Below are 16,763 nucleotides of genomic sequence, written 5' to 3'. Positions count from 1 at the left end.
GTCAGTAACTCCAGAGCCATGGACGGGGGGCGCCGCTGCTTGGCTTGTCCGCATCCAGATGAATGAACCGGGAAGCATGCGGCCCGTTCTGGGCAATCCCGACGCCGGCGGCAAAACCCATGCTCATGACAGCCGCCAGAACCCGGAGCGCCTTGTCACCGCTCACCTGCAGATCAATAGCCAGGCCACGGGAATGACTACCCGGTTTGCTTTTCTTCCGCTCGTCCGGGTGATTGGGGCAGCGGTAGGCGCTGGATATCGGCAAGGGGAAACCCAGCCGCTCGCGCAGGACCTGCACACTGTCCATAAAGTCCGGATCTATCTTTCGCCAGGTTTCCGGCCCGCACTCGCCGCAATGGCACTGCAGCTCGGTGTCCTGAAAGTTCTTCCAGTCAGTCTTCGCCATGACCTACCCCTTAGCTGGACTCGCTCAGTGATTCGATTTCCTCGGCGGCGAGATAAGACACGCCATCGATGCGCACAAAGTCCGGGCTTGTCACCATGAACGGCAGCTTGAATACCGACTTGTCTGCGCTGCTCGGGTCCACGTCCAGCAGGCTGCTGATCGTCAACTTGCAGCCGAATGCCTCCACCTTCAGTTCGTCATCACCGGCCTGGGCATAGCCGGTAACGTCGAACGGCTCCAGGCTGCGGAAGCTGCCCGCCTTGCGGGCGGCTTCGGTGATCAGTTTCAGGTTTGCGCGGTCCACCTCGATTTCGCCGGACGCTTCCACGTCGCCGGCGGTGTACCCATCCGGTACGCCGCGCGTCTTTGCCACGGCCGTGTTGTCGGTAATATCCAGGGTGAATTTGTTGGCATGCACCGCCAGATCCCCCAGGGAAAAGTCAAAGCTCTTGCCGTTAATGCGCTGTTTGCTCATCGCTCGTTCCTCGTCAAAGCGTCAGGGCCTGGCTTAGCCTTCCAGCCCACGGGTCAGGTCAAGCATCAGATAGACGCCGATCTTTTTCGGACACTCGAAGGGGGCCGCCTGAATGTAAATCTCAACCTCTGTGCGGCTCACCCAGTTGATCACCACATCCCCTTCCTCGGGGGCCCGGATCATCGCGGGGAATGGCTCGCCACCAATCACCACGCCCCGGCTTGCCTCGCGTAGTGGGCGGGCGAAATAGGTCTGGTGAAAGGCGATCGACTTTGGCGTGCTGTTGAGGGCTCGATCGGCAATCTTGGCGATCGCCAGCTTGCGAACACGACGAGCGCAGTAGTCAAGGATCCGCAGGTTTTCGTACACCTGAAAATCGCCGCCATCGTTATCCAGCATCATGTGATCGGCCCAATACGTGCCGTTGTAGCCCGCATAGGTCTGCGGTACTGAAAAGCGGGACTGCGCCAGGTCTGTCAGGTGCGCCATGGTCAGCGGGTTACCATCGATGTCCACCGGTTTTTCACCCAGACCGACCAGCGGGCCCGTGCGTACGCGCATGGGGCTGTCCGCGATACTGACCGAACGGTTACAAAGGCGACCGGTGACTACGCCAAGGTTGTTGCCATGGAGTTGGGGCGTTACAGAGACCCGGTTACCGGCGACACCGTTGATAATCGGCTTGATCCGTGCGGTGTACTGGGCCCAGGTCTCCTCCATGGCCAAATCGATACCCGACACGCACAGGTGAATCGTGAGAAAACGCGCATACCTCGCGAGGGAATCCATCGCAGCGGTATAGGCCGCGTTCACTTCGCTGCTATCCACCACCGGCGTGGTGACCACCACCGCCTCCGGCTCAAGGTTGTTCGGTTGCTCCAAGGCCATGTCCAGCGCGTCAGTCCACGTGCCGGTCGTGTTGATCGCGTAGGCTTGCCAGTTCTGGCCCGCATTGGAGCGCGCCGCCTCCAGTTGGGTTTTGAGCTCGCTGGTTGTCTCGCCCAGCAAGGCGTCCAGATCGCTGTCGCCATTCAGTGCCAGCAGGGCGTCTTCACTTGCGCCGGCCGCACCGGCGCCGATGTAAAGGAACTGGCGCTCCACTTCCGTGAACCCGCCCTGCATCCGGTTCACGTTGCTTACAGTGACTTGTCCGATTGCCATGGTTTTATCCTCTCCGCCGTTGGGCGTTGTCGGTCATCTTCGTCAATATTTCCTGGCCCACACTGGCCCGCTCGTCTGGAGTCAGTCCCAGGAAGCTGCGAGCCGGCAGCGGGATATCCCAGCTCTGCTTGCTCGGTTGGTCCCCGATCAGTCGCAGCACCAGCCCCGCCTGCCCAAGGGTCATGTTTTCGCGGATCCACCGCTGGCTGACCCGGCGTGTCTTCACCTTTCCGCCCTTGGTCTTCCCGGCGTACACCCGGAACCCGGACTGGATCAGCGCCTTTGCCTGCGCAGGCGTCGCGTCGGCCTGGTAGTCGGGGCGGCCGTGGATCCGCTCAGCCCGTTTCGCGGTCATCCGTTCGGGGATCCCTTCCTGCTGCCGGCGGGCAATTTGTCCCATCAAGCGGCTGCGCCAGGTGACCGTCACCGCCTCGGACGAGGCATCAATGCGCAGGTGCTTAGGCCGCATGATCTTGCGCATCATCTTGCGCCGGCCGTTCTTTCGGCCCGGCCATGGCTGCCCGTTCAGGTCCTGCTGCCGCTTGATCCGGGCGCGACTGAGGCGGGCCACTTCCTTGCCCAGCAGCCGGTGGTATCGCCTGCGCTGAGCGCCATCCAGTCGCAACAGCGCAAGCTGGTCACGCAACACCAGATCGCCGGACACACTGACTGTCAGTTTCATGCCGGCAGATCCGTATCAGCGCCGTGGGTCACGTCGCCCTGCTCTGCAACCCACAGGTCGTAATCGCCGAATTCGTACTGGCGGCCCTGCCAGGTAATGGGTCCGTCCTCGGCTTCCACCAGGTAAATCGGATCCATAAAGTCCAGGGTCAGCTCCAGATCAGCGAATTTGTTGCCATCGTTCATGTCCACCTGACCCTGGGGGGCATCCAGCCCGGCATCCTCGCGTTCGGGGTCGTGGTCGCTCAGCCACGCCTGCACCAGCGCCAGCAGAAGGCCGGCGGAATTTGACGGGATCCGTTCGAAAACAAGCGCGGCGCGGTACTTCCAATCTGCCAGGTGCCAGCCCAGTTCGGTTTCGCTTCCGCCGCCGGGCTGTAGCTCGCCGTTTTCTTGGAAGCTGTCGAAGTTCTCGCGGCGGATCCCAAGCTGGGAAAAGTGGCCGGCCAGGTGATCGCTCAGGGCCTGCAGCTTGCTCATATCAGGGCCACTCCTATCCGATTGAGGCCGGCAATCACCCGGATCGCCTCGGCCGCAAACTCCCGATACTTGTCTTCCGTTTCTTCCCCTGCCTTAGCGGCGTTCTCAGCCACCGCCCGGCGGTCCACCGTCTCGGTCTCTTTCAGCAGCTCGGCTTTCGCCTCGCACATCACGGCGCGTTTGTAGAGGCGGACGAGTTCCGACTCATTGCCCAGGCTCTCCGCTGGTACATCCGATAGCGCGGTGTGCCCCTCGCTTTCCTGTGTTGCGCGCCAGGTCTGAAGGCTGTGATTGGTTCGTGTCATCGCCTGCAACAGTTGGTGCTCGATGATCTGGGCGTCGATCTCAGTCGGGATCCGGTAAAGCGTTAAAAACTCGCCTGTGTCGATGTCCGGGAAAAAAGCCACATTGGTCAGCGTCACCGGTTCCGCCGGCGCGGGACTGCCGCCTGCAAAGCTGTATCCGCTCACCAGTCTGTCCTCTCTCAGTGGATCAGTAGGTGCAGGCCGGTCCGGCACCTTCAGACGGTCGCCCATGGGGCGTTGTCATCCGGGCCGGGGGCCTGCGGTGGGGTGGAGTCGGTCCACCGTGCCCCTTACGGAGCTGAAACTCGGGTTACTCGTCTGCTGGTGCCTTGCTCGCCAGTTGCTTTTCCAGCCTGGCGATTACGGTTTTTACCTTGCTCCGCTTCGGGTCCAGCTTTACGGCTGTCTTGTAGTGCGCCAGAGCATCTTCCAGCGCCTCGCGCTTCTGGCACTCCTGGCCGGCCAGCTTGTGCAGCTTCATCAAGGCCGCCGGGTTGACCTGCCATTGCTCCGATCGGATCCGGTCGAACGTGTCCGAAAAATAGGGCTCGATCGGGTCACCCTCGGCCTGCTGGTTCTCGGCCCACTCTCGCAGGGCGTCCGCCACGTAGGTTTCCAGGCTGCGGTTGAATCGCTCGGGCATGGGCTGGCGCTGTTCGTGCGCAACCTTGGCCAGGTCCAGCGCGGGCTGAATTTCCCCCAGGTCGAAAAGCCAGATCATCACCTGCACCAGAACCGGATTGCGGTAAGGTTCCTCACCGTCTTCACAGGCGGCCAGGTAGGCATCCACCACCGGGCGGTACCGCGGTAGCAGCTCGTCCCGCTTCATATCGCCCTTTTCCTCAAGGGTCAGTCCCTGCAAGCGCTGGGCGTCCTGCTCGAGGCTGGTCACAACAAGCTGGTGTTGCTCGTAGTCGCCGGCGAGGTTGTCGATCTCGTCGGCCTGCTTCGCATCCAACTGCGCCTTTGCGCGCGCCTCGGCCTGCTGCTGGCGCACCCGTTGCTGGTGTCGCATGGCTGGTGTAGTCATGGTTACTGTCTCCTCCCCAGGATGATCAGCAGCCCCAGTTCCCCGGGGCGTTTATGGTTAACCCGCCTTACGCCTCGGCGAACTGGACGTTACCGGCCTTGATGCCGGCGATGCCCTTGGTGTCCTCGATCACGTAAGCCTCATTGGACGAGTTGAAGTCCTCGACGCGATCGCGGCGCGCGTTATCCTCGGACTTGCGGCGCATGCTGCCCTCCTGCCAGTAGATGGACAGGTTCTCCAGATCAGTCACGACCAGGCCGGTGTCGGGGAAGCCAGGCACGGTCAGCGTGGGAAGGCCCCCGTATGACTTTTCCATGATCTGGATATGGTTCTTCTCGGTGGGTTGCTGGGCGTGGCTCGTGAGCACTTTCCCCATGTCATCCGCTACGAGGCCACGCCCGACAACAGCCACCTCATTTCCGGTGCGGTGGGCGTCGCCGATCATGCTGTAGATGTCATAAGCCAGCGCATCGAGGTTCTTATAATCGCCGGCGGGTCCCAGTGTGATTTTCCCGGTCGCGTCGGTGCTTTCGGTCAGGAAGTTCGCCGCGTTGTTGTCTTCCAGCAGCTTCAGCCAGCCGATGTTCACGTCTTCCAGATTCGGGTTAGCCGCGTCATCCGTGTTTGTAGCTGCGCTGGTGCCGTGCCAGCCGATCAGGATCCGGTCCAGCGCAATGCGCCGGTATACGTGCTGCATATACCGCTCCTGAAAGTTCGGGAAGCGGGCCCAGGCGTCCAACAGCGCATAAGTAATAGCCACGTCGAATTCAGTTTTCACGCAGGTGTATTTCATGCCGTCAGGCCCGCTGGCGTCTTTCGGCTTGCGCTCGCCGGTACCGCTGGTATCCGTGCGGCGGGCCAGAGTGCTGGAAATCACCATATTGAGCGCCTGGCCGATCTTGTCGGTCACAGGAATGATGTTGATGCGCTGGAGGAAGTCGGACGACGACTGAATGGCGTCATTCAGTCGCGTTTCCATCGGAATGGACACCGCGAAATTTCTTGTCACGTCGCCAACGCCATAGGCTTCAGCCATCGCGACCTGCAAGGCAGTGAACGCCTGAACGGTATGCTGCTTCATGAAAATAGGTCCTGTTCTGGGTTTTAAAGAAAGGTGCCGGAGGGCTTAAACGAAACCCTGGGCCTCATTGGCTCCGGTGCCTGCTGGCTTGCGACCGTCCGGGCGTTCCTGCAGCAGAGCATCAAATTTCGCAGCCAATCCCTTCACGGCGTCCGTGATCTGCGCAAACTGATCTACACCCTCACTGGCGCCGGGCTCGGCCGACTCACCACCGCCGGCGAGCTGCTCGATCTTGGCGCCCAGGGCTTCGACCTGTTCGGTCAGGGTGTTGAACTGTTCGGCGGTCACGGTCGTGTCGGCAGTCTCGCCCTGCTCAGGGTTAACCTTTGCGCTCAGCGCCTGCAGCTTCTGCATCAGCGCGTCGTATTGCTGTTGGGTCATTTCGTCGTCCTCGGTGGGGTTTTCATTGGCGTCATCCGCCACCGCACCGGTGGCGTGGGAACTGTTCACGAAAGCGCGCATGAATCGCTGAAATAGGCTGTCGTCCGTCGCCGGTGTTTCCAGGGAAAGTTCGGTCGACTCACCCAGCAAGGACGGGACAACGGACGATGATTTGGAAAAGTGCAGTTCAGTGGTACCGATGCTGGCCGGCTGATCTGTTACGGCCAGGCCAATCAGATAACCCTCGCCGGTACCGACGAAGTCCTCGATCAATTCCATGCTGGTGAAAAGCCGCTGGCCCTCTGCATTCATCTGCAGCAGTCGTTTGTTAGGTGCCAGGCGTGCTTGCAGTACCGTGCGGTCCTTTTCGTCCCTCGCTGTCTGCAGTTCCACAACGCTGCCGAAATTGCCGTAAAGGCCCAGCAGGTGGTCAGAATTGATCACCGCCGTGTATTCGCTCGGGTCGTAGTTGCTCGCCGCCTGCTCCAGCAGGGTGTCGGAAATGTTCCGGCCATCGATCGTTGGCCCGGCAGTGCCGATGACAATCCAGTCGGTATAGAGGGCGGTTTTCTTGGGCATGTTCGGGTCCGTTTTCCGGTGATTCGATGGCGCATGATCCAGCGCTTTCGTGCTTCAACGGATTGCAGATTAGGCGGCGACCGGGACACCTTCAACGCGCTTTATTCTTTGTTTTTCAAGGATTTTCATGACTTGAAACCCCAGCAATGAAGGCCCGTTTTCGGGGTACGTTTCCCCGTTAAACTCCGCTGCATGAGCTACAGCCAGGAAACCAAAGACGCGGCGCGCAAACTGTTTTTGCGGCGCTTCCGGGTACCCGAGATTCAGACCGAACTCGGGGTGCCCCGCCGTACTCTGTACCAGTGGGCCGCCTCCTACGGCTGGTTGGATCAACTGCAGGACGAAGAAGCGACAAGCGCGATCACCCGCCGTCTGGTGTTGCTCGCTGACCGGGATAAGAAGACCGGCGCCGAACTGGAAGAGATGGACAAGCTGGTGGGGATGCTGGAGCGGCTGCAGCGGCTTGAAAGCCGTAAGCAGACCACCAAGGCGGCAGACGTAACGCCACCTACTGAACAGGATCAAGGGGGCGCCAGTAAGCCGAAGAAGAAGCGCAAGGGACGCCGAAATAATGACTTCAGCGGCTATGACGCCGAAACGATCCTCGATCACTTCAAGGCCGGTCTATTCGATTATCAGTTGAACCTTTGGGACGAACGACACCACCGGATCCGTAACGTCCTCAAGTCCCGTCAGTTGGGGCTGACGTTCTATTTCGCCCGGGAAGCCTTCACCGATGCCCTGCTGACCGGCGACAACCAGGTGTTTCTATCCGCCTCCCGGGCCCAGGCCGATCTGTTCCGTGAGTACATCGCGCATTTTGCGAGTGAGTGGTTCGGTATCGAGTTGAAGGGCAAGGACAAGATCAAGATTCACAGCGACGCCGGCAGCGCAACGCTGTATTTCCTCAGCACCAACAGCGCCACGGCCCAGGGGTATCACGGCCACGTTTATGTGGATGAATATTTCTGGATCCCGAATTTCGACAAGCTCAACAAGGTGGCCAGCGCGGTAGCCACACATAAGAACTGGCGCAAAACCTACTTCTCCACGCCCAGTGCGATGAGTCACAGCGCCTATCCGTTCTGGAGCATGGAAACGTTCAACAAGCGCCAGCGCGCTGCCAACGAGCCCGACTACAACCTGCCCAGCCGTACAGAGCTGAAGGGCGGTGTCGTGTGTGCGGACGGCCAGTGGCGTCAGATCATCACCGTTCATGATGCCGTGAAAGGTGGTTGTGACCTGTTCGATATCAAGCAACTGCGTATCGAGTACAACCTTGATGAGTTCAGCCAGCTATTCGAGTGCAAGTTCATCGACGACACGGCCAGCGTGTTCAAGTTGTCGGATCTGGAAAAGTGCCTTGGCGATCTGCAGGACTGGCGCGACTTCAAACCCGATTCCGATCGGCCGCTGGGCAACCGGCCGGTGTGGATCGGATACGACCCCAGCCGCACTCGGGACGGTGCCTGCATCGTCGTGGTCGCCCCACCGCTCAAGGCCGGCGGTAAGTTCCGGATCGTTGAGCGAATCGCGCTACATAACTGCGCGTGGCAGTACCAGGCGCAAACCATCAAGGACCTGTGCGAGCGGTACCGCGTGGAATACATCGGCGTCGATGTGACCGGTCCCGGATCCGGCGTCTTTGAGCAGGTGCAGCGCTTCTTCCCGGCAGCCACAGCCATCACCTACTCCCCGCAGATGAAAACCCGCCTTGTACTCAAGGCACAACAGGTTGTGCTCGAGGGCCGTGTGGAGTGGGACGCGAGCTGGTCCGATATCGCCGCCGGCTTCATGCAGATCAGAAAGACCACCACCGGATCCGGCCAAATCGTCTACGTGGCCGATCGCAACGACAAGACCGGCCACGCGGATGCCGCCTGGGCCGTCACTCACGCCCTGATTAACGAGGGATTGCTGACACCCGACGACACCCGCCGCAGCAAGGTTGTGTTCGCGGACGCGGCCTAACCCGAAAGGAACCGATCATGAGCAACAAGCGCAAGCCAAAACGTACCAGCGCCACCAAAGCGCCGGAGAAAAACAGCATCGACCTGAGTTTCGGGGATCCGGAACCGGTCCCTTTGGGCGCTTTGGCGGATTACCTGGGTGTGTTTACCTCGCCTGGGGGCGACCTTTATTTGCCCCCGGTGTCGCTCAGTGGCCTGGCGCAGATCAGCCGCGCCAACGCGCATCACTCCAGTTGCCTGTTTTTCAAGCGCAACATGCTGGCCCGATTTTTCAAACCCGGCGGGCACATGAGCCTGGCCGATTTCCGCGCTGCGGCGTTGGACTTTGAAAACTTCGGCATGGCCTATCTGCAAGTGCTAACCGACTTCCTCGGTGTTCCGGTCCGCTTGCGCCATCTGCCCGCCATGAATATGCGTGTTCGCCGCGACGGCGGGTACCGGATGCTGCAGCCCTACGGAACCCCGGATATTGAGTACCGGGAAGACGAAGTATTGATGGTGAAAGAATACGACACCGTGCAGCAGGTGTATGGCGTGCCCGAATGGCTGGGCGGTCTGCAGTCGGCGCTACTCAATCAGGACGCGACCCTATTTCGCCGCCGCTATTTCCTGAATGGCAGCCACCTGGGATACATCCTTTACACCACGGATCCGCAGATGGACCCGGAAGTCGAGAAAGAAATCACTGATAAGGTGCGGGAAGGCAAAGGTGTGGGGAATTTCCGCAGCATGTACCTGCATGTGCCCAACGGGAAGGAAAAAGGCGTTCAGGTGATACCGGTCGGAGATATCAGCCAAAAAGACGAGTTCGAGCGGGTGAAGAAGATCAGCGCCGACGATGTTGTGGTGGCGCACCGGGTACCCCCGGCCCTTGCGGGCATCAAGCCGGATAACACCGGCGGGTTTGGGGATATTGAGAAGATCAGCCGCGTCTATATCGATAACGAAGTGCGCAGCAAGGCCCAGCCGTTTCTGGACTTAAACGCTCAGCTTCCTGCCCGGTGTCACCTGGCGTTCGACTTCCCCGAAACCAGTTTGTGACACTAACCGAAACACAACAAAAGCCTTGCCACGCTTGGAGTTTTTCTAGAATGGGTTACAATTTATCCATTGGTCAAATCACTGAGGATCAACACGGCATGCGGATTGAGTGCCCCCACTGCCAGCAGAAAGCCGCGATCACTGGACACAACAAGCTCAGCCCGGCCGTGAAAGATGTTTATGCCAGTTGCACCAATGCCGACTGCGGATGGCGCGGCGTCATCACTGTTTCGCACAAGCATGACATCCAACCCCCAAAAGCTCAGCTTCACAGCATGATGGCCGAATGGCTCGGGGCCCTTCCGGCGGCCGATCGATCGGCCGTGTTGCGGCAGGCGGGGGTCGGAAGCTGACCGGCGCCAGGGCTATGATGTGGTTCAGTAGTTGGGCAAGCAGTCGATCAATCCCCGCCTGATCCCGTTCACTCAGATGCACTCCCTGCTCTCCAACCACCGGCTTAGTCAGCCACCCTTGAAGTACCGAAACCAAGTCGATGGCCGCTTCTTGTTCTTCCCTGAGTGCCATTGGATATTGCCCTTCTGACATACTGCGTTTTCCTCTAGCATAGCGCGGGCTTTATTTTGCACGACTGGTTCACATTTGTGCTTGCGCCCTTTCACTTGAGCTGAACAAAGGATTGGCAGTTTTTCAGTGACACTAAACAATGGGACACGTTGACCCCGACCGAGGTGCGCGCCTGGTGCGCGCCATGGCGGCTGCGGGGGTCTCAGTGACCCATTTAGCCCGTTTCTGCGAATGCTCGCCCGCTACTGTGAGCAACTGGCGTAAGGGCCACGAGATATCTGCGTCACAGCTAGCGAATATTCAAAAATACCTAAAAATCAGCATCGATTGGCTTTTATTCGGGAGGAATACAAAAATGACCGAAGCGGACCTAAGCTTAATATCGCAGATTCGTCAGCTTCCGGAACATCAGCAGCGGGCTGTGGAGCAGCTAATAGAAAATCTATTGTCAGATGAAGAGCTAGAACAGTAGGTTTATCCAGAATCCCATATAAAATAGCAGATATAACGCAGGCAGGATGATAGCCACTCCCAAGAAGCCGACTAGCACTACGGAAGCCCCAAATAGCGCCATACTGGCGAAGAATCCGACAGGCATAGCCTTTAGATAGTAGTAGATGTTTAAAATCAAAACGACAGCAGAAAAAATATAAATCAACAAAAAATTCGACTTGAGCCAGTCAAACATTCCGTATCTTAAGTAATCAGAAGGCTCATTCCAAAACACAATGAATGATAAAGTCATGATAATACGAGAACAACAACTCCATATTATGTAACTTGAAAGCGTCACTTTAAATATATCCGATAATTTAGCAGCAACACCAAAAAGACGGCTTAGAACAAATATCGAGAAGGCAAAAGAAAAAGAAAAAGCCATTGCATAAACAATAAAAAAGGTGGGTCCATCGAGATCTGCCGGTCTGACTTCGTCAAACAATATGGAAGAAAATCCCATTTTAAGAAGAGCCAACTGCGGCACATCCGGTTCAAAGAAACATTGCTGAATCGCTGCAACGCCAGCATATATACCAAACTCGAGAACTCTATCGTTTGCTCTATCGAGGTCCTCGTTTCCAGTAGCAACGGCGAGCGCTTTTCCATAAAACTTCACGCCCATAAAATGTGGAAAATTCTCACCCGAGCTTGCTGCCTGCTCCCGGCTTGAGATAAATTCTTTTATCTCTGGCTGTTTCATGAACTCTTCCACATCTTCTGCCTGGCAAAACAATACCTCATAAGGTGAACCAACTCCGGCATTACGCAAAAAGTGACTAGTTGCGGACTGGATTAGAAACACTGGGAATACAATCCATGCTGTCAGAACAAGGAGATTCTTAAGATTGCCTTGACGTATAACCACATCAAAAAACAAACGTGGCTTTAGGAAAAAAAACAGGAATCGGAAAAAATTTATTTTTGCAGATTTAAGCCAATCAAGCATTCAACCCGTCTCAACTGTGTAGTTAGAGCAGCTTATTATGGCGTGAAACATGCCTCTCTCCAGTGACTTCAATCACTTTTCCCTAATAGCATAGAGCACCTTTTCCCATGCTGCAGTCGCCACTAGCATAGGCGCAAAACTTAATCGGCCGAACATCGGCTCTACACTTTAATAGCTCAACATCATCCATCCAATTGAACAACGTCAGGGACCCATACGGGCCATCAATATAGACGCCCCCCATAGTTTGTCGTTCCAGAGGCCACAGCTTCAAAGTCTACACAGGATAGGTACATTCCCATCGCAACGAGCAGAAACTGTACATAAACACATCATGACTGTACAATTATTAAACAATGGCAAGGTGGATCTGTGAAGAGGCGAGTGCTAATGGGAAGAAAACGAGTAACCGTGCGGCAAGAATCGAAGACTGGTCGAAATGAACGCTTTCACGATAACCATACTGGTGCTGACATGACTCGTGGCCAGTTCGTAAAAGCGATTAGAAATGGGGATTATCCGAATTACCATGTACGAAACGTCAATGGTATCGATACCCCCGTTTCAAATCCCGACGCTAAGGTGAATAACAACCTCGATTAGGGGTATGTAAGGGAAGGGATTCCCTGCAGATAAAAGGAATACTAGAATTCGGCGAACTTTTCTAAGCTCAAGAATGCGCTCGCCTGCATAAAAAAAGCCCCAACGGGCGGGGCTTGAGATTCTCTTGGACCTTACGCGTGCCGCAACACCTTAAGCGCAGCGTCCGCCAAAAACTTCGACCGGTCCTTATATTCCTTATGCGTGTCAACGAAACGGTCAATCTGAGTGATCAGTCGGTTGGGTAACGAAATATTGATACGCTGCGCGGTTCCCAGGTAACGGCTCAGGTCCACCGGGACCAAAACCCAAGTACCACCGGCGTAGTCCGGGTTATCTTTCAGACCTTCAAGATCGCTCGGAGCAGGAATTTCCGCACCGTCCTCAGCCATGCCTTCCAGATGAAAATCGATGGCCTCTGCCACGTTTTCTAATGCGTCATTCATAGTTTCACCAGCGGAGTGACAGCCTGGCAGATCCGGCACGATTACACCGTATGCGCTGTCGTCTTCCTGGTGAATTACGATGGGATAGTACATATCGCCACCTCTCTTCTCTCTTTGTTCGCTGTTTAGCTCTGTTTGGGGCGGTCGCCCGCGTCACCAGCAATCAGGCAGAAATCCGGCCGGGCTATTTAAGCCCGGCCTGCTTCAAGATGCTGTTGACGGTTCCTCGAGGCAGATCCTTTTTCGGGTGTGGAATCGTCACTCGTCCAGGCTTTTTTGGGTGCTTGAACTGGTGGTGACTCCCCCGGACGGCAACCTCGTACCAACCGTCTTCTTCCATCATCTTGATCAGGTCTCTGCTTTTCATGCGGGGCTCCTTACTCAAGATGAGGCAATTATACACACGCTACACACACAGTCAATTTTTTACTTACGCTACACACTTTTAACGCACGTGCATGTCACTTGCCGAGCAACGAGTGAATCTCAGAAAACCATGACTCTCGATGAATAACCCGCCCCTTGTGCAGGTTGGCGTTAAGTAGATCCGCCTTCGTAAGCGACGACAATTCTTCCCAGTCTCGATCCAACACATACGTAGCATTATTTACTTGAACGCTTTCTAGAACGTAAAGAGACTTCGATGGAAACCCGAAGATCACATACCCATCAAATCCACCGCGCCCGACAGCTACAAACTCAGGGTCATGCCGCGCGATTGCCTCATGACGGCTATCAATTACGGTTCTATTCCCCTTGGGCTGGCGATTAACAATTGGCTTCAACTCCTTTTGGAGCTTCTCCCACGGAAGTTTGCCTTTAGGTAGTACTTCCCAGTTCAGGCGAATCAACTTAGATGGAGATACTGGAGAGAGATCCTTCTTGAGAATGTCGCATTCACCAAAAAGCTCTAAGAAGAGATTGATGATGTGAGTCAATAGCTTTTCTGAAGTACTGTCGAACGTAACGGATGCCGAGGTAACCACCTTCTCGTTGTTTGGAGATAACGCAATCTGCAGCTCAACCGCGGGCGGTTCTACAAACGTTCTCGGATACCTTTTATAGGGTATTTCGGCGATTTTTGATTTCTCAACTTTGCCATACCTACCGCGGAATTCTTCCCAGCGCCACTCGGCCTGACGGAACGCCGTTTCCATAGGCTGATCGCGATGAACCTCGTACCCGCCTTCTGCATTGAAATAGCTGACCTTGCCAAGCGCCGCAGGCAACAACTGTTCGCCTACTCCAAGAGAGGAAGAGAAACCGATTTTATCCAGTTCGCTGCTAAATCGCTCAATTGAAGTAACTGCCATACAGAACCGCTCGCCATCCTTTATTCCCCGGATGTTACTGCGCGCCGATCTGATCCTTTTCTTACGGATGAGCATATATCCCTCCCTGGCTGGCACTCGTAATGGCCAACCTGAAACCGCCAAAAACCGGTAGTTCTACGACTCAAAGCGCCGTGCGTTCGCTTACAAACGCTGCCCTCGTTATGGACGTTTACTTTAGAGAGACCACCACTTAAAGTGGCCACGCCTATAAGTTATCTATCAAGACTCTGAGGTTGGCGAGGCGGTCCTTGAGCCCAAGTTCAATTCCCAACCCTGTGTCGAAGTCAATTGGATCACCATCCTGTCCAATGAGAGAGCCCCTAAAATCATCACACTCTGCGACAATGTCATGCGCCTCCTCGCATTCATCAGCTATCGCTTCAGCACTGCCTTTAATTTTTGCTAGACAGATCATTAAGTTATTTGTATCCGCCGCACTATGGGGTGCTGGATATCCATATTCATTTAAAAGAGCGCTTTCAAGATTCTCCAACTGCTGGCTCATTTCCACGACATTGGCATTAAAACTCATGCTCCAGCTCCTTTTGGTTGATTCAAGGTAGTCGTAAATTAAGGCGAAAGTTTACTCTTAATGTAAGCCAGAAGTGACGAGGGAAAGTAGATCGATCATCAACTAGCTAACATGGGCGAGCATTTCATCCAAAACAGCTTGCCTTTTAAGTCGATCGTTCGTTATTTCGCCCAAACTTTCAATAATGCCTACAGCTTTTGTGAATATCGCAGTGCCTTCCGCACTATGGTGACTAAACTTATCAATGATCTTTTGTGCATATGCATCCATCTTTTTTGATCCTAGTGGTGGAACATCTTTACCAGCCACTAGAGCGGCAGCCAAAGGAAGAATATGCCATTTAAACCTTCGCATATTCTGCGGAATAGTATTATTTGAAGTAAGCAAATGAAATCGATACAACGCTAGCGCACTAGCGTAATATATTATCTCCCTATTCCCTTCGTTGAAAATTTTCGCACCAAAATCTTCATACATTCTTTTTGGATATTTAAAAGAAAGGTCCGGCCTTCTAACGAACATTGCACATACACATTTCGCCGCATTATGGAGCGATACTACTCTAATTGCCGCTACGCCTTTTCCAACATACTGCCTATCTCTCCGCTCAAAATATAGCCGACCATCCTGTCCTTCGTATGTATTAAAATAAGCTTCCACTCTTTTTGCTATAGGACTCAATGACAAGAACTGCGACTCTTCAATTTTTGACTGGCTATTTGTCGCACGAACCAGTTCACTAAAAACATCCTCATCGGTTGTTTCAACCACCTTCAATGTAACCATTAAATCATCAGTTAGAGCTTCACGATTCTCATATAGAACATGAGACGTTTGACATCCATTGACGATCTGAAAGTTCGAAATATGCAAAGTCGTACCTTGGACTCTTACATCTGGACTTACTAGAGTCACTCCATTATTTAGCACGGGAAATCTTGTCTTACTACTTTGATTAAGAATGGTTTCCGCAATCTGTTCGTTAACAGGATTCTCAGGCCCCAGGAAGTGCCGAACGTTTTCTTCGAACAGTTGCCCGCGGATGCTACCATCATCACTGACAAGCAAATTTTCGACGTAGTCCTTAGCTTTCGCCACAACGAGATATGACTCGTCGATTCCGGCTATTTCTGGAAGCGAAGCACTACTATTCATTGTAAGGCTCGCCTCGATTCCACTGTAGCTAGCTACCCAAGCACTCACAAGGTCATCACGTCCCATGAAGCGAACGTCAACATTTTGGAATAAACCGAGTTCGCCAAGCTGGGAAATCATATCCTTTCGCCCAGCCTCCAAGGCATCAGGAGCACTATAATTGCCTGTTGTTACAAAGAATGCGGAAACACTTGGCTTACCATGCCTAATCTTTGGGACGTTCTTAATCGCGACATCGAAAGCCGCTCTTGCTTCCTGCTGCAAATCACTAAGGGCCAAGTATGGCTCTTGTGTAAAAAACCTGAGCACAGACTCTTTGAATTTAAGAAAGTCACCTAGATCAAAGCCGTCACTTGTTTTTCCCTGTACAAAAACCACCTCCACATCATTATTTCGTCTTTCGTGGGCAAACAGAGATTCGGCATCCCCAGCTGAAACAATGTGCTCTTCATTTATAATAAGGGCTACGCCATCAGTACCGTCATCGTCATTCCCAGTAGTTACATCGTCGAGATCAACTGATGTTGCTAATTTCCCAGAAAGAACTGCGAAGTTCGCAAATTTCTCGAATTGAACTGTACGGTCATCGGCTGCTAGAGCGTATTGATCAACAAAACTATCAAGGTGACTTGCTACAATGCGATGCATTTTATAACCCTTCTATTTTAAGTAAACTTCAATATCACTGAACGCACGCATGATCCCGAGCCGATTCGATTCCCGACCTATTGTCCAGTCACTTCCTTACTTTCCGTGGGGCAACACCATAGGAATTTTGAATTGGATTCGAGATTCAGAGCTCTTAGATTCGCTTGCTCCGCCGGAACCGCCGATGTTCATAGCTCCAACCGATATGCCGCCTTTTGCGGACTTTTCCTTACCTTCAGTCGCATGCACCGCCACATCGAACTCAATTGCTTGCACAGAGGGAAGATACTCAACGATGTCATCCGACGCAGATAAGATGCCATAGTGTTTTGCCTTTCCCGTGACATCGACTATGACATTCTCCGGATTAACTACTGCAGCCGAACTCCTGAGTTCCATATTGGCTTCTTCAATTCCTTGGGCAAGCTGGACTAATGTCTCCCGAATAAAATCCTTTAATTCCATATCTAGCCCCCCTGGAGGTGATAC

The 16,763-nt window shown here is 54.5% G+C and carries 20 protein-coding genes; 4 read left to right on the top strand and 16 right to left on the bottom strand.

Annotated elements, in window-relative coordinates; genetic code table 11:
* Position 1: 1 nt before the first annotated feature.
* From RE428_RS03660 to RE428_RS03620, 9 genes are all read right to left on the bottom strand, one after another.
* Positions 2 to 406 carry a D-Ala-D-Ala carboxypeptidase family metallohydrolase gene (locus RE428_RS03660; RefSeq protein WP_004578886.1) on the bottom strand — a complete coding sequence of 135 codons (405 nt, stop codon included), beginning with the start codon at positions 404 to 406 and terminating at the stop codon, positions 2 to 4.
* A gap of 10 nt (positions 407 to 416) precedes the next feature.
* A complete protein-coding gene (locus RE428_RS03655) occupies positions 417 to 881 on the bottom strand; it encodes a phage protein (protein ID WP_004578887.1) in 465 nt (154 codons plus the stop codon).
* 33 nt (positions 882 to 914) lie between these two features.
* Complete coding sequence (locus tag RE428_RS03650; protein WP_004578888.1) at positions 915 to 2,042, bottom strand: DUF2586 domain-containing protein; 1,128 nt, start codon at positions 2,040 to 2,042, stop codon at positions 915 to 917.
* 4 nt (positions 2,043 to 2,046) lie between these two features.
* On the bottom strand, positions 2,047 to 2,724 hold the full coding sequence (locus RE428_RS03645; RefSeq protein WP_004578889.1) for a phage virion morphogenesis family protein: 678 nt from the start codon (positions 2,722 to 2,724) through the stop codon (positions 2,047 to 2,049).
* Positions 2,721 to 3,203 (bottom strand): phage tail protein, encoded by a 483-nt coding sequence (locus RE428_RS03640; RefSeq protein ID WP_004578890.1) that lies wholly within the window; start codon positions 3,201 to 3,203, stop codon positions 2,721 to 2,723. The genes RE428_RS03645 and RE428_RS03640 overlap by 4 nt, the downstream gene beginning before the upstream one ends.
* On the bottom strand, positions 3,200 to 3,739 hold the full coding sequence (locus RE428_RS03635) for a head completion/stabilization protein (RefSeq protein WP_004578891.1): 540 nt from the start codon (positions 3,737 to 3,739) through the stop codon (positions 3,200 to 3,202). Before RE428_RS03635 ends, RE428_RS03640 begins: the two co-directional genes overlap by 4 nt.
* Before the next feature lie 79 nt (positions 3,740 to 3,818).
* Positions 3,819 to 4,538 (bottom strand): phage terminase small subunit, encoded by a 720-nt coding sequence (gene gpM / locus RE428_RS03630; RefSeq protein WP_004578892.1) that lies wholly within the window; start codon positions 4,536 to 4,538, stop codon positions 3,819 to 3,821.
* Between the two features lie 67 nt (positions 4,539 to 4,605).
* Entirely contained in the window at positions 4,606 to 5,619 is a 1,014-nt protein-coding gene (locus RE428_RS03625; RefSeq protein ID WP_004578893.1) for a phage major capsid protein, P2 family, read from the bottom strand.
* A 45-nt stretch (positions 5,620 to 5,664) separates the two neighbouring features.
* On the bottom strand, positions 5,665 to 6,579 hold the full coding sequence (locus RE428_RS03620) for a GPO family capsid scaffolding protein (protein ID WP_004578894.1): 915 nt from the start codon (positions 6,577 to 6,579) through the stop codon (positions 5,665 to 5,667).
* Between the two features lie 192 nt (positions 6,580 to 6,771).
* Here RE428_RS03620 and RE428_RS03615 point away from each other — a divergent pair, with 192 nt between their 5' ends.
* From RE428_RS03615 to RE428_RS24400, 4 genes are all read left to right on the top strand, one after another.
* Positions 6,772 to 8,550 (top strand): terminase large subunit domain-containing protein, encoded by a 1,779-nt coding sequence (locus RE428_RS03615; protein WP_004578895.1) that lies wholly within the window; start codon positions 6,772 to 6,774, stop codon positions 8,548 to 8,550.
* A 17-nt stretch (positions 8,551 to 8,567) separates the two neighbouring features.
* Entirely contained in the window at positions 8,568 to 9,590 is a 1,023-nt protein-coding gene (locus RE428_RS03610; RefSeq protein ID WP_004578896.1) for a phage portal protein, read from the top strand.
* 50 nt (positions 9,591 to 9,640) lie between these two features.
* Positions 9,641 to 9,943, top strand: a complete 303-nt coding sequence (locus RE428_RS03605; protein ID WP_051079738.1) for an ogr/Delta-like zinc finger family protein — start codon at positions 9,641 to 9,643, stop codon at positions 9,941 to 9,943.
* 311 nt (positions 9,944 to 10,254) lie between these two features.
* Positions 10,255 to 10,587 carry a helix-turn-helix domain-containing protein gene (locus tag RE428_RS24400; RefSeq protein ID WP_051079739.1) on the top strand — a complete coding sequence of 111 codons (333 nt, stop codon included), beginning with the start codon at positions 10,255 to 10,257 and terminating at the stop codon, positions 10,585 to 10,587.
* Here RE428_RS24400 and RE428_RS03600 read toward each other — a convergent pair.
* The 7 genes from RE428_RS03600 to RE428_RS03570 all read right to left on the bottom strand — a co-directional run bounded on the left by RE428_RS03600 (position 10,576) and on the right by RE428_RS03570 (position 16,739).
* On the bottom strand, positions 10,576 to 11,559 hold the full coding sequence (locus RE428_RS03600; RefSeq protein ID WP_338381163.1) for a hypothetical protein: 984 nt from the start codon (positions 11,557 to 11,559) through the stop codon (positions 10,576 to 10,578). The two genes, RE428_RS24400 and RE428_RS03600, sit on opposite strands and share 12 nt — an antisense overlap.
* Positions 11,560 to 12,293: 734 nt before the next feature.
* Entirely contained in the window at positions 12,294 to 12,698 is a 405-nt protein-coding gene (locus RE428_RS03595; protein WP_004578900.1) for a type II toxin-antitoxin system HicB family antitoxin, read from the bottom strand.
* 91 nt (positions 12,699 to 12,789) lie between these two features.
* Entirely contained in the window at positions 12,790 to 12,972 is a 183-nt protein-coding gene (locus RE428_RS03590) for a type II toxin-antitoxin system HicA family toxin (RefSeq protein ID WP_004578901.1), read from the bottom strand.
* 94 nt (positions 12,973 to 13,066) lie between these two features.
* Positions 13,067 to 13,993, bottom strand: a complete 927-nt coding sequence (locus RE428_RS03585; RefSeq protein ID WP_004578902.1) for a hypothetical protein — start codon at positions 13,991 to 13,993, stop codon at positions 13,067 to 13,069.
* A 151-nt stretch (positions 13,994 to 14,144) separates the two neighbouring features.
* Complete coding sequence (locus tag RE428_RS03580; protein ID WP_004578903.1) at positions 14,145 to 14,471, bottom strand: hypothetical protein; 327 nt, start codon at positions 14,469 to 14,471, stop codon at positions 14,145 to 14,147.
* Positions 14,472 to 14,573: 102 nt separating this feature from the next.
* Positions 14,574 to 16,274: an AIPR family protein gene (locus tag RE428_RS03575; RefSeq protein ID WP_004578904.1), complete on the bottom strand. Its 1,701-nt coding sequence runs from the start codon at positions 16,272 to 16,274 to the stop codon at positions 14,574 to 14,576.
* 96 nt (positions 16,275 to 16,370) lie between these two features.
* Positions 16,371 to 16,739 (bottom strand): hypothetical protein, encoded by a 369-nt coding sequence (locus RE428_RS03570; RefSeq protein WP_004578905.1) that lies wholly within the window; start codon positions 16,737 to 16,739, stop codon positions 16,371 to 16,373.
* Positions 16,740 to 16,763: the final 24 nt, after the last annotated feature.

This window comes from Marinobacter nanhaiticus D15-8W (assembly GCF_036511935.1).
Taxonomy (GTDB): Bacteria; Pseudomonadota; Gammaproteobacteria; order Pseudomonadales; family Oleiphilaceae; genus Marinobacter_A; species Marinobacter_A nanhaiticus.
The sequence above is the reverse complement of the archived record's forward strand: the minus strand, read 5'-3'. Positions and strand labels throughout refer to the sequence as shown.